Origin of the sequence: Streptomyces sp. NPDC059003 (assembly GCF_042740445.1) — a bacterium.
Lineage (GTDB): Bacteria > Actinomycetota > Actinomycetes > Streptomycetales > Streptomycetaceae > Streptomyces.
Window position 1 is genome coordinate 1 of record NZ_JBHYJH010000222.1, and the last position, 12,204, is coordinate 12,204.

11 protein-coding genes are annotated in these 12,204 nt (G+C 72.1%); 2 read left to right on the forward strand and 9 right to left on the reverse strand.

Annotated features, from left to right (window positions below; genetic code table 11):
• Positions 1-61 precede the first annotated feature (61 nt).
• From ACFWZ5_RS40840 to ACFWZ5_RS40870, 7 genes are all read right to left on the reverse strand, one after another.
• Positions 62-1,747 (reverse strand): DoxX family protein, encoded by a 1,686-nt coding sequence (locus tag ACFWZ5_RS40840; protein ID WP_384792476.1) that lies wholly within the window; start codon positions 1,745-1,747, stop codon positions 62-64.
• A gap of 346 nt (positions 1,748-2,093) precedes the next feature.
• The gene (gene rlmB / locus ACFWZ5_RS40845) at positions 2,094-3,035 is read right to left on the reverse strand and encodes a 23S rRNA (guanosine(2251)-2'-O)-methyltransferase RlmB (RefSeq protein ID WP_384792479.1); all 942 of its coding nucleotides are present in this window, start codon (positions 3,033-3,035) and stop codon (positions 2,094-2,096) included.
• 104 nt (positions 3,036-3,139) lie between these two features.
• Positions 3,140-4,543 carry a cysteine--tRNA ligase gene (gene cysS, locus ACFWZ5_RS40850; RefSeq protein WP_384792482.1) on the reverse strand — a complete coding sequence of 468 codons (1,404 nt, stop codon included), beginning with the start codon at positions 4,541-4,543 and terminating at the stop codon, positions 3,140-3,142.
• A gap of 87 nt (positions 4,544-4,630) precedes the next feature.
• Entirely contained in the window at positions 4,631-5,035 is a 405-nt protein-coding gene (locus tag ACFWZ5_RS40855) for a PPOX class F420-dependent oxidoreductase (protein ID WP_384792484.1), read from the reverse strand.
• A gap of 128 nt (positions 5,036-5,163) precedes the next feature.
• The gene (gene ispF, locus ACFWZ5_RS40860; RefSeq protein ID WP_384792487.1) at positions 5,164-5,691 is read right to left on the reverse strand and encodes a 2-C-methyl-D-erythritol 2,4-cyclodiphosphate synthase; all 528 of its coding nucleotides are present in this window, start codon (positions 5,689-5,691) and stop codon (positions 5,164-5,166) included.
• Positions 5,681-6,421 carry a 2-C-methyl-D-erythritol 4-phosphate cytidylyltransferase gene (ispD, locus tag ACFWZ5_RS40865; RefSeq protein ID WP_384792490.1) on the reverse strand — a complete coding sequence of 247 codons (741 nt, stop codon included), beginning with the start codon at positions 6,419-6,421 and terminating at the stop codon, positions 5,681-5,683. Before ispD ends, ispF begins: the two co-directional genes overlap by 11 nt.
• Positions 6,422-6,802: 381 nt before the next feature.
• Positions 6,803-7,285, reverse strand: a complete 483-nt coding sequence (locus tag ACFWZ5_RS40870; protein ID WP_003953493.1) for a CarD family transcriptional regulator — start codon at positions 7,283-7,285, stop codon at positions 6,803-6,805.
• 686 nt (positions 7,286-7,971) lie between these two features.
• Between ACFWZ5_RS40870 and ACFWZ5_RS40875 the strand changes: the two genes are divergently transcribed.
• Entirely contained in the window at positions 7,972-8,727 is a 756-nt protein-coding gene (locus ACFWZ5_RS40875) for a copper chaperone PCu(A)C (protein WP_384792493.1), read from the forward strand.
• 95 nt (positions 8,728-8,822) lie between these two features.
• Here ACFWZ5_RS40875 and ACFWZ5_RS40880 read toward each other — a convergent pair whose 3' ends face one another.
• Complete coding sequence (locus tag ACFWZ5_RS40880) at positions 8,823-9,503, reverse strand: response regulator transcription factor (RefSeq protein ID WP_030682312.1); 681 nt, start codon at positions 9,501-9,503, stop codon at positions 8,823-8,825.
• On the reverse strand, positions 9,500-10,768 hold the full coding sequence (locus tag ACFWZ5_RS40885; RefSeq protein ID WP_384792496.1) for a sensor histidine kinase: 1,269 nt from the start codon (positions 10,766-10,768) through the stop codon (positions 9,500-9,502). Before ACFWZ5_RS40885 ends, ACFWZ5_RS40880 begins: the two co-directional genes overlap by 4 nt.
• Before the next feature lie 295 nt (positions 10,769-11,063).
• Here ACFWZ5_RS40885 and phoU point away from each other — a divergent pair, with 295 nt between their 5' ends.
• The gene (gene phoU / locus ACFWZ5_RS40890) at positions 11,064-11,744 is read left to right on the forward strand and encodes a phosphate signaling complex protein PhoU (RefSeq protein ID WP_384792499.1); all 681 of its coding nucleotides are present in this window, start codon (positions 11,064-11,066) and stop codon (positions 11,742-11,744) included.
• Positions 11,745-12,204 lie beyond the last annotated feature (460 nt).

The following is a 12,204-nucleotide window of genomic DNA, read 5'->3' on the forward strand; positions in this document are numbered from 1 at the left end:
CACACGCGCTGTGTGCGGGCCCCTCCACGTATCCACGTACGGAACGTACCTACGAACCCCCTCAGCCGAGGACGCCGCCGAGCAGCCCCGGGCGGCCGCCGCCGCTGCCGCCGCCGCCGGAGGAGGAACCCCCGCCGGTGGAGCCGCCGCCCGTGCTGCCGCCGCCGGTGGTGCCGCCGCCCGTCGTACCGCCGCTGGACGTCGGGCCGCTGGTGGCGGCGGGCGGGCGCTCCTGGGTGGGCGCGGGCTGCTGCTGCGCCGGGGCCTGGCCGCCGGTGGTCTGGCCCTGCGTGGCGGTCGGCGCGTCAGGGCCCGCGCTGCTGCCGGTCTCGCGGGCTGCGTCCGGGGCGCTGCTGCCGCCCTGCGTGGGGCTCGCCGAACTGCCCTGCGTCGGCGCTCCCGTCGAGGCCGACGGGCTCTCCGCGTCCCGGCGGTGCTCGCGCTTGCCCTCGGGGTCCCGGGGCAGCGGGGAACCGGGCTGTTCGTTGCGGGGCGCCTCGCCGGGGCCGGGCACCGTCACGCGGTCCGCGTCCCGCACGGCGCCGCCGAGGACCGAGCCGACGAGCAGCGTCAGGCCGACCACGACGGTGCCGATGAGCGCGCCGCGGCGCAGCACCCGGCGGCGCAGCTCCCACAGCGCGGCGCGCGGCCCGAGCGTGCGCCAGGCCTCGCCCGCGAGCCGGGCGTCGATGGAGTACACGGGCGCGCCCGCGATGATGAGCGGCGACCAGGCGGCCAGATAGATGATGTCGGGCGCGTCGTACGCCGGGACGGTCTTCCAGCTGACCGTCACGAGCAGCGCGACGGACAGCAGCATCCCGATCCCGGCGGCGACCCGCTGCCAGAGCCCGAGCACGGTGAGCACGCCGACGATCACCTGGAGGAAGGCGATGACGAGCCCGGCCCCGACGGGATGCTGGAGCGCCCAGTCCCGCAGCGGCTCGGCGAGCGCCCAAGGGTGCAGGGAGTTCAGCCACTTGACCATGGAGCCGCGCTCGCCGCCGTCGAAGTAGACCGGGTCGCACAGCTTGCCCATGCCGGCGTAGATGGAGATGAACCCGAGGAAGACGCGCAGCGGGAGCAGCACGACGCCGAGGTTCATCCGGCGGCCCGGGTAGTAGGCGTGCCGCACGGGGGCGGAGCTCCTGCCCGCGCTGTCGTGCCGCCCGCCGTCCGCGTCGTCGAACTCGCCCTCTCCGTAGGGGGCTTGCTCCTGCATTTCGTCGTCGACGCTGCTCGGAAGCCGCATCTGCGGGAGCAGCCGCGTGCCGTCCTCGGTGCCGCGGGGGCCGACCACGGCGGGGGTCCTGACGGTGTCGTCGGACCGGTCGTCGAGGTCGACGCGCGGGATGACCTGGGTGGCGCCGGCGTCGTCGAACTCGTGGGCGCCGCCCGCTCTCGCGGGGGCGTGGCGCACGCCGCTGCCGCGTACGGCCTGAAGGAGGCCGCCCGCGCCGGGGTCGCCCGGTTCGGACTTCCCGCTCCAGACGACGGGCGCGCGCCGCCGTGCGCCCGCGGCGCCGACCGCCGGCATGCGCACGGTGTCCTCCGCGGCGGTCACGTGGCGTGCGATGCGCGGCGACTGGGTCCGCCCGGCGGTGGGGAGCTGCACGCGGAAACTCGCGTGATTGACGATGACCTGCGCCGGGTCGCAGGGCACCTTCACCATGCTCAGCGCGGGAGTGTCGTCGAACCCTGACGAGCGTCCCCCCGTGGGTGTGCGGGGTGTTCTGGTGTCCACACTCATCTAACCGAGTGACGCAAGGTTTGGACACTGCCTTGACCCCCCGGGATCTGTCCGGACCCCGTCAAGGCCTCTCCCCACCCACCCGCCCGTCCCGGCCCTGCGGGCCTCGCCCTCAAACGCCGGGCAGGCTGATCCCCCCACCCACCCGCCCTTCCTGGGGCTCCGCCCCAGACCCCGCTCCTCAAACGCCGGAGAGGCTGAAACTTGCGGCACGATCCAGCCCGCCCGGGAAATCCAGCCCGTCCGGCGTTTGAGGACGAGGCGCGGAGCGCCGATGAAGCGGGGGTGCTAGGGGGCGCAGCCCCCTAGTTCGGGAAGGGGCGGGCCTGGGGCGCACCCGCGAGGGTCAGGCGCGGCGCCGTGCCGCCTCGTACAGCACGATCCCCGCCGCCACACCCGCGTTGAGCGACTCCGCCCCACCCGGCATGGGAATCCGCACCCGGAAGTCACACGTCTCACCGACGAGCCGCGAAAGCCCCTTGCCCTCACTGCCCACGACGATCACGACGGGCCCGTCGAGCGCGTCGAGGTCACCGAGCTCGTGCTCCCCGTCGGCGGCGAGACCGACCACGACGACGCCCGCCTTCTGGTACGCCTCGAGCGCCCGCGTCAGATTCGTCGCGCGAGCGACCGGCGTCCGCGCGGCGGCACCCGCCGACGTCTTCCACGCCCCGGCGGTCATCCCGGCGGCCCGCCGCTCGGGCACGACGACACCGTGGCCGCCGAAGGCCGAGACGGACCGCACGACGGCGCCCAGGTTCCGCGGGTCGGTGACGCCGTCGAGCGCGACGATGAGCGGGTCCTCACCCTCGTCGTACGCGGCGGCGGCCAGGTCCTCCGGGTGCGCGTACTCGTACGGCGGCACCTGGAGCACCAGGCCCTGGTGGTTGAGGCCGTTGGTCATGCGGTCGAGCTCGGGCCGCGGCGCCTCCATCAGGTGGATGCCACCGCGCTCACCGGCGAGCCGCAGCGCGTCACGGACGCGCTCGTCGTTGTCGATGAACTGCTGCACGTACAGCGTCGTCGCGGGCACCCCGTCGCGCAGCGCCTCGAAGACCGGGTTGCGCCCGACGACCAGCTCGGACGTGCCCTTGCCGCCGGTGCGGCGCTGCTGCGGGCGGCCCTGGGCGCGGCGCGCCTTGGCCTGCGCGGCCCGCTGCTTGGCGTGGCCCTTGCGCATCTCGGCGGGCGGCGTCGGCCCCTTGCCCTCCAGGGCCCGGCGCCGCTTGCCGCCGCTGCCGACCTGCGCGCCCTTCTTGCCGGACATGCGGCGGTTGTTAGCGGCCATGACCTACCTGTTCCTCGAGATGCGTACGTACGTGTCTATGTAATGCAGTGTGCCGCCCGGGTCGCCGGGCGGCACATGGAGCGTCGGGCGGGCCCGGCGCGGGGTCAGCGCTGACCGAGCGTCCAGCGGGGTCCTGAAGGGCTGTCCTCGATGACGAGGCCCGCCTGGGCGAGCTGGTCGCGGATGGCGTCGGCGGTCGCCCAGTCCTTGCGGGCGCGGGCGGCCTCGCGCTGGTCGAGGACGAGGCGGACGAGCGTGTCGACGGCTCCGTGGAGCTCCTCGCCGCCGCCTTCGGCCGCGCCCGCCCAGTGCGGGTCGAGCGGGTCGAGGCCGAGCACGCCGAGCATGGCCCGCACTTCGGCGAGCCGCGCGACGGCGGCCTCCTTGTCGTCGGCGGCGAGGGCGGAGTTGCCCTGCCGGACGGTGGTGTGGACGATCGCGAGGGCCTGCGGGACGCCCAGGTCGTCGTCCATCGCCTCGGCGAACGCGGGCGGCACCTCGGCCGCGGGCTCCACGGTGCCCCCGGCGAGCTCCACCACGCGCTGCGCGAAGCCCTCGATGCGGGCGAACGCCGCCTCGGCCTCGCGCAGGGCGTCCTCGCTGTACTCGATCATCGAGCGGTAGTGCGGGGTGCCCAGGTAGTAGCGCAGGACGATGGGGCGCCAGCGCTTGACCATCTCGGAGACGAGCACCGAGTTGCCGAGCGACTTGGACATCTTCTCGCCGGACAGGGTGACCCAGGCGTTGTGCACCCAGTACGTCGCGAAGTCGTCGCCGAAGGCCTTGGCCTGGGCGATCTCGTTCTCGTGGTGCGGGAAGATCAGGTCGATGCCGCCGCCGTGGATGTCGAAGGCGGAGCCCAGGTACTTGTGCGCCATGGCCGAGCACTCCAGGTGCCAGCCGGGGCGGCCCGGCCCGAAGGGCGTGTCCCAGGCGGGCTCGCCCGGCTTGACGGCCTTCCACATGGCGAAGTCGCGCGGGTCGCGCTTGCCGGTGATGCCCTCCTCGGCGGGCTGCTGCATCTTGTCCAGGTCCTGGCGCGACAGCTCCAGGTACTTCGGCCAGGAGCGCACGTCGAAGTAGACGCTGCCGTCCGCCTCGTACGCGTGGCCGCGCTCGATGAGGCCGCGCATCATCTCGACCATCTCGGTGACGTGGCCGGTGGCGCGCGGCTCGTACGTGGGCGGCAGGCAGCCGAGGACGTCGTAGCCGTCGTTGAAGGCGCGCTCGTTCTCGTATCCGATGGACCACCAGGGGCGGCCCTGGTCCGCGGACTTCCGGATGATCTTGTCGTCGATGTCCGTGACGTTGCGGATGAACGTCACGTCATAGCCGCGGTGGGCGAACCAGCGGCGCATGATGTCGAAGTTGAGACCCGAGCGGATGTGTCCGATGTGCGGGGCGGCCTGCACCGTGGCACCACACAGGTAGATCGAGACACAGCCGTCGACGAGCGGCTGGAAGTCACGGATCTGCCGGGCGCTGGTGTCGTACAGGCGAATCGTCACCACTCCAGAGTAGTGGGCGCCGGGCAGTGCCCCGCGCCCCTAGGGGGCATCAGGGCACACAACTGTGACGTACGGGCCCCGCGGGGCTCAGAGTCGCCCGACGACCTTGCGGGGTGTGACGCGGACCACGACACGCTGGGCGTCGTCCTTGGAGCCCGGGTTGAACTCGGCGTACTTCTGCCCCGTGTACTTCAGGGACAGCTCGTCGATGAGCTCGTAGCCGCCCTCGGTGGTCATCTCGGCGGTGCCGCGGATCTCCGCGTACGTGTAGGGGGCGTCGAAGGGCTGGAGCAGCACCGTCACGCGCGGGTCCCGGCGCAGGTTCTTCTCCTTGCGCCGGTCGAGGGTGGTGGAGAAGAGCACGTCGTCCCCGTCGCGCTTCACCCAGACCGGTGAGAGCTGGGGGCTCCCGTCGGGCTGGATGGTGGCGACGGTGATGAAGACGGGGGTGTCGAGCAGCGCCTTGAGGCGGTCGGAAAGTTCGGCGGACATGGCTTCACTCCTGGGCCTGATCGGGGGCCTGATTGATCGCTTGACCATCCGTAGCCCTACCGGATCGCGGCGTTCCGCACCATGGGGCAGGGCGGATTCCGGCCCGCACACAGCCCGTACGGGCCAGCTCAGCCCGTACGGACCACCAGTGCCGTCGCCACGCCCACGAGGCCGTCCCCGCGCCCGGGGAAGCCGAGGCCGTCCGTCGTCGCGCCGGACACGGTGACCGGTGCCCCAGCCGCCGCCGAGAGGACCTGCTGTGCCTCGTCGCGCCGCTTGCCGATCTTGGGCCGGGGGCCGATGACCTGGACGGCGACGTTGCCGATCGTGAATCCGGCGGCCCGGACGATCCGCGCGGTCTCCGTGAGCAGCGTGAGCCCGGACGCGCCGGCCCACTCGGGCCGCCCGGTGCCGAAGTGGGCGCCGAGGTCACCGAGGCCCGCCGCGGAGAACAGCGCGTTGCACGCCGCGTGGGCGACGACGTCCGCGTCGGAGTGCCCGGCGAGCCCGGGCCCCTCGCCCTCCCACTTGAGCCCGGCGCACCACAGCTCGCGCCCCTCTTCGAAGGCGTGGATGTCGGTGCCGATGCCGACCTGCGGCAGCGGGTACGGGAGCCCTGTAGGGGTGCCGGTTCCGGTGGGGGTCTCAGAAGCCATCGGTGGCCCTCCTTCGCGCGAGTACCGCCTCGGCGAGCACCAGGTCGAGCGGCCGCGTCACCTTGAAGGCCTCCTCGTGCCCGGGCACGAGCACCACCGGCAGGCCGAGCTGCTCGACCATGCTGGCGTCGTCCGTGACGTCGTCGGTGACCGTCTCGTGGGCGCGGACCAGGGTGTCGTGGTCGAAGCCCTGCGGCGTCTGCACGGCGCGCAGGCGGGCCCGCTCCGGCGTGGCGACGACGGGCTCGGGCGCCCCCGGCTCGCCCTGCGCCGAGGGGTCGATCTCCTTGACGGTGTCGGCGAGCGGCAGCGCCGGCACGACGGCGGGCGCCCCGTCGCGTACGGCCTCGATGACGCCGTCGACGGTCTCGACGGGCACCAGGGGGCGGGCCGCGTCGTGCACGAGGACGATGTCGATGCCGGGCGGCAGCGCGTCGAGGCCGAGCTTCACGGACTCCTGGCGCGTGGCGCCGCCGGGCACGACCAGGAAGTCCGTGCGCTCGGGCAAGGCGTGGTCGGCCAGCAGGGTCTTGACCTCGGCGGCGCCGTCGGGCGGGGCCACGACGACGACGAGCGAGACGGCGCGCGACGCGGCCATGGCGCGTACGGCGTGGATGAGCATCGGCGTGCCGTTCAGGGCGCGCAGCGCCTTGGGGGCGCCGGGGCCGAGGCGTACGCCACGCCCGGCGGCGGGGATCACGGCCGCGGTGCGAGTGGTTGCGTCAGACATCGGTTCCGTTCAGGTTTGTGCGCTCGGTTGACATGGGTATGGCCAAACCGTGCCGGGCGCGACGCCTTGACCGGACCCTTCCGTGACATCCGGTCGAGCCAGCTGCCCGAGCCCGGCACGCCAAAGTACCGGGGGATGTTTCCCGACCCGCGCACCGGTGTCGAAGACCCGGTGAAGACCGGGGACCGGCCGGTGAACACCGGGGGTGCACCACCGGGCGAAACCGGGGTACGAACATGCCGCGGCGCCCGGCAACACCCAATGCAGGGGTCGGCGGGCACCGCGGCAGTTCATTCAGCTTCGGCCTGGACGCTTGCCACACTTCGCTCGTCGCACATCAGGTGCGACACGTGCGACACGTCGGTCAGGACGCGCGTCGGTTCAGGACGCGAGGACCTCGTCGAGCAGGGCCTCGGCCTTGTCCTCGTTCGTGTTCTCCGCGAGGGCGAGCTCGCTCACCAGGATCTGGCGGGCCTTGGCGAGCATGCGCTTCTCACCGGCGGACAGTCCGCGCTCGCGCTCCCGGCGCCACAGGTCACGCACGACTTCCGCGACCTTGATGACATCGCCGGAGGCGAGCTTCTCGAGATTTGCCTTGTAACGGCGCGACCAGTTCGTGGGCTCTTCGGCGTACGGCGCGCGCAGCACTTCGAAGACCCGGTCAAGGCCGTCCTGACCGACCACATCACGCACACCGACGAACTCCGCATTGTCCGCTGGCACACGCACCGTCAAGTCGCCCTGGGCGACCTTCAGCACCAAGTAGGTCTTGTCCACGCCTTTGATCTGGCGAGTTTCGATGGCCTCGATCAGCGCGGCCCCGTGATGGGGATAGACCACGGTGTCGCCAACCTTGAACGTCATGTGACAGGTACCCCTTCCGTGGCTATCCAGGGTAACACGGATACGGCGTCTTCTGAATGGCGTTTTCGCAGGTCAGGGCATATCTCGGGGCTTGACAACAGCAACAGGAACGTGCTGCGCACGGGGTGCGGAAGGGGGTATTCGCAGGTGGGAGCGGCTCTCCGGGGAGGGTGAAACGCGCACGTTACACACCCCGCGCGGGCGCCCCAAGAGGACGAAAGTCCCGGTTTGCCGGGTTCCCGTAGGTGAACTTCCGCTACTCCGTTCGGTGACCGGCGACACGTACCGGACGACATCCGGGGCGAAGTGGGAGCGGGGTCCGGAGCGAATCCGGAATTGATCAAGAAGCGCGGGCGCCGATGCGCCGGAACCGCGCTCCGATGCGCTTGACGTTACGTACGGCGATCCACCCGCTGATCAATTTCCGGACCTCCTCGCATTACTTACGGGAAATCCGCAGGACCCGGCCGTCCGCGGATACGGGACGCCGACGGCGGTGGATATACGAATGGTGAAACGTGCGGCCACTGGGGAGAGCGGGGCGGGAGGGGTGCCGGAGGCTCATGGCGCACAGGGGCGGGTCGGGTGCGGCGGCGCGGGAACGGCTCGGTAACCTAAGCGCGCTGACACCCCCTTAGGGGAGCCCGCCCTCCCGTACCGCCCACGTTCAAGGAGTTGCCGCCGCCGTGAGCCGCAGCCTTCGACGCGGCGCCATCGCCGCCACCGCCCTCGCGATCTCGCTCGCCTCGCTCACCGCATGCGGTGCTGGAAACAACGCCCAGACGATCGAGATCAAGCCGGACAACGCGGCGACCGCCGTCGGCGACATCAAGATCCAGAACGCCATGATCATCACGCAGCCGGACCGCGAGTCGACCGGCCCCGCCGTGGTCTCCGCGACCGTCTTCAACAACGGCCGCACCGACCAGACCCTGGAGTCGATCAAGGTCGACGGCACGGACAAGACGGCCGAGCTGAGCCCCGCCAAGGGCGACAGGCCCGGCAAGAAGGGCAAGGGCGGCGGCCTGGTCATTCCGGCCGGCGGCTCCGTCGTCATCGGCGGCAAGGACAACGCCGCGGCCGTCCTGCCGAGCAGCCGCGAGGCCGTCGAGGACGGCAACGCGCAGCCGGTCACCTTCGCCTTCAGCAAGACCGGCGACGTCAAGCTGAAGTCGTTCGTCGTCCCGGCCGACAGCTACTTCAAGAAGTGGGGCCCGAGCGAGGTCCCGCAGGCCCCGGACGGCAAGCCGTCGGGGAAGCCGTCCGGCAAGCCCTCCGAGGGCGCCTCGGGCAAGCCTTCGGGCAAGCCCTCCGAGGGTGCCTCCGGCACCCCGTCCGGGAAGCCGTCGGGCTCGCCGGAGTCGCAGCAGTCCGGCGAGGCCGGGACCCCGGCGAACGGTGCCGAGGCGGATGCCTCGCACGAGACGGGTGCGCAGCACTGACACGTCGTACGCAGCGCGAAAGGGCGGGAACCCTCTGAGGGGGTTCCCGCCCTTCGTCGTACGCCGTGCCTACGAGACCTACGCGACTACGCGGCCTACGGCTCGAACTTGTAGCCCAGGCCCCGCACCGTCACCAGGTACCGCGGGGCGCCCGGGTCCGGCTCGATCTTGGCGCGGAGGCGCTTGACGTGGACGTCGAGGGTCTTGGTGTCGCCCACGTAGTCGGCGCCCCAGACGCGGTCGATGAGCTGCATGCGGGTCAGGACGCGGCCCGCGTTGCGCAGGAGCATCTCCAGGAGGTCGAACTCCTTGAGCGGCAGGTCGACCTTGGAGCCGGAGACCGTGACCACGTGCCGGTCGACGTCCATGCGGACCGGGCCCGCCTCCAGGGCCTGCGGGGTGACCTCCTCCGGCTCGCCGCGGCGGCGCAGGACCGCGCGGATGCGGGCGACCAGCTCGCGCGACGAGAAGGGCTTGGTGACGTAGTCGTCGGCTCCTATTTCGAGCCCGACGACCTTGTCGATCTCACTGTCCTTGGCGGTGACCATGATCACCGGGACGTTGGAGCGGCTGCGCAGCTGGCGGCAGACCTCGGTGCCGGGCAGGCCCGGCAGCATCAGGTCGAGCAGGACGAGGTCGGCGCCATTGCGCTCGAATTCGTCGAGTCCGTCCGGGCCGGTGGCCGCGATCGCGACCTCGAAGCCCTCCTTGCGGAGCATGTACGACAGGGCGTCGCTGAAGGATTCCTCGTCCTCGACGACGAGCACTCGGGTCACGGAAGGACCTCCGGGGCGGCAGGAATGGGTTCGTATGCGGTTGTGTCATCGGGCCTGACGCCCTGGTACGCGTCCTCGTCGCCGAGGCCGTGCCCGGCTCCGCGGTCGCGCGTCGCGCCCGCCTCGGGCAGGCGCAGGGTGAAGGTGGAGCCCTGACCCTCCGAGCTCCACACGGTGACCTCCCCGCCGTGCGAGGCGGCCACGTGCTTGACGATGGCGAGGCCGAGGCCGGTGCCGCCGGTGGCGCGGGAGCGGGCCGGGTCGACGCGGTAGAAGCGCTCGAAGATGCGCTCCTTGTCCTTGTCCGAGATGCCGATGCCCTGGTCGGTGACCGCGATCTCGATGAGGTCGCCGCCGGGTGCGGTGACCCGGCGGGCGGCTATGCCCACGCGGGTGCGGGCGGGCGAGTAGTTCACGGCGTTCTCGACGAGGTTGCCGAGGGCGGCCGCGAGCTGGCCCCTGTTGCCCCACACGTGCAGCTCTGCCGTGCCGCCCGCGGCCATCGTGATCTGCTTCGTGCCCGCCTGGTGGCGGCAGCGGTCGATGGCCTCGGCGACGAGCTCGTCGACGCGGACGGGCTCGGCGTCCTCCAGCGGGTCGTCGTTCTGCACCCGCGAGAGGTCGATGAGCTCCTGCACGAGGTTGGTGAGCCGGGTCGCCTCGGTCTGCATCCGGCCCGCGAAGCGCTCGACGGCCTCGGGGTCGTCGGCCGCGTCCATCACGGCCTCGGAGAGCAGCGAGAGGGCGCCTACCGGGGTCTTCAGCTCGTGGCTCACGTTCGCGACGAAGTCGCGGCGTACGGCCTCGATGCGGCGGGCCTCCGTCAGGTCCTCGACCAGGAGGAGCACGAGCCGGGAGCCGAGCGGGGCGACGCGCGCGGAGACCGCGAGGGCGTCGCCGCCGCGGCCGGTGCCGCGGCGCGGCAGGTCCAGCTCGACCTGGCGTATCTCCCCGTCTCGGCGGGTGTCACGTGCCATCTGGAGCATCGGTTCGACGGCGAGCTTCCCGCCCCGGACCAGGCCGAGGGCGTACGCTGCCGAGCTGGCCTTGACCACGCTGTCCGCCTCGTCCAGGACGACGGCCGACGAGCGGAGCACGGACAGGACCGTGTCGACGCCGGGCGGCAGGACCGGGTCGGTGTGCAGGGAAGTCCGGGTGGGGCGTTTCTGGTCGCGTTCGCTCCAGCGGAACGCCAGCATGGCGATCACGCCGGTGCACACGCCGGCGATCGCTGCCGCTGCGGCGACCGCCGCGTTCACGTCCATGCCTCCAGGTTATGCGCGGTCGGAGCAGCACCCACAGCCATCCGGGTGGCCGCTCCAGGACTCGTCGCCCAGAGTTCACCGTGGGGACGGCGACGGTTCATTTCGGGTGGACCGGTCGCGGGCGGGCTCGCCTCCCGTGCACAGGGGGCGTCGCCCACAGTTCACCTCGACGACGGGGATGGTTCATTTGGGATGACGGAAACGGTCGTGTCCAGGCCACACCGTGGGAGCGTAGGGGTCAGCCCCTGTGACGTAGGGGGCATCCCCCTGTGACGTACGAGAGAGGGACAGCCAGATGCGTGACGCGTACCACGAGGAACTTGACTCGATCGGCGAGGGCCTGGTCGAGATGGCCCGTCTCGTCGGGTCGGCGATCGGGCGCGCCACCACGGCCATGCTCGACGCCGATCTGAAGCTGGCCGAGAGCGTGATCGCGGCCGACCAGAAGGTGGACGACCTCCAGCACGACCTGGAGGCCCGCGCGATAGCCCTGCTCGCCCGCCAGCAGCCGGTCGCCACCGATCTGCGCATCGTCGTCACGTCCCTGCGGATGAGCGCCGACCTGGAGCGGTCGGGAGACCTCGCCCAGCACGTGGCGAAGCTGGCGCGGCTGCGCTTCCCGGAGTCGCCGGTGCCGCGTGACCTGCACGCCACGATCCTGGAGATGGGCCAGCTCGCGCAGCGCCTCATGGCGAAGGCGGCGGAGGTCATCATCACCAAGGACGTCGACCTCGCGCTCCAGCTGGAGCAGGACGACGACGAGATGGACCTGCTCCACCGCACGCTCTTCCAGCACCTCATGGACGACCGCTGGAAGCACGGCATCGAGACCGCGGTCGACGTCACGCTGCTCGGCCGCTACTACGAGCGCTTCGCCGACCATGCGGTGTCGGTCGCGAAGCGGGTGGTGTACCTGGTGACCGGCGAGCACGCGGATGAGATTCAGCCGGGGGGTGCGGGGGTGGAGGGCGCGTAGCCCTTTCCTCCGGTTCCTTTCCCACCCGCCCGCCCGTTTCCAGTTGTCCGCGGGGCGACCGCCCCTGGTGGGGGCTCACCCGCCGTCGGCGGCGAATGGGGCGGGTGGGCGGGGGCGCAGCCGCCGGGGGGGGGGGGGGGGGGGGGGGGGCGGTGGGGGGCGGCGTTGGGGGGGGGGGGGGGGGGTAGCTCCCGCCGCGGAGCGGCGGGGCGGGGGCGCATCCGACCTGGGGCTGGTCGGTGGGCGGTCGGCCGCTGTCGGCTGCGCATGGGGTGGGCGGGTGGGGTAGCTCCCGCCGCGGAGCGGCGGGGCGGGGGCGCATCCGACCCGGGGCGGATCGGTGGGCGGTGCGTCGCGATCGTGGGCGGGTGCGGGCCGGTGGGGGTTCCGCCGCTAGCGCGGCGGGTTGTTTCCCACCCGCCCGCCCGTTTCTGCCCTCCCAGGGGGTGGGCGCCCCCGG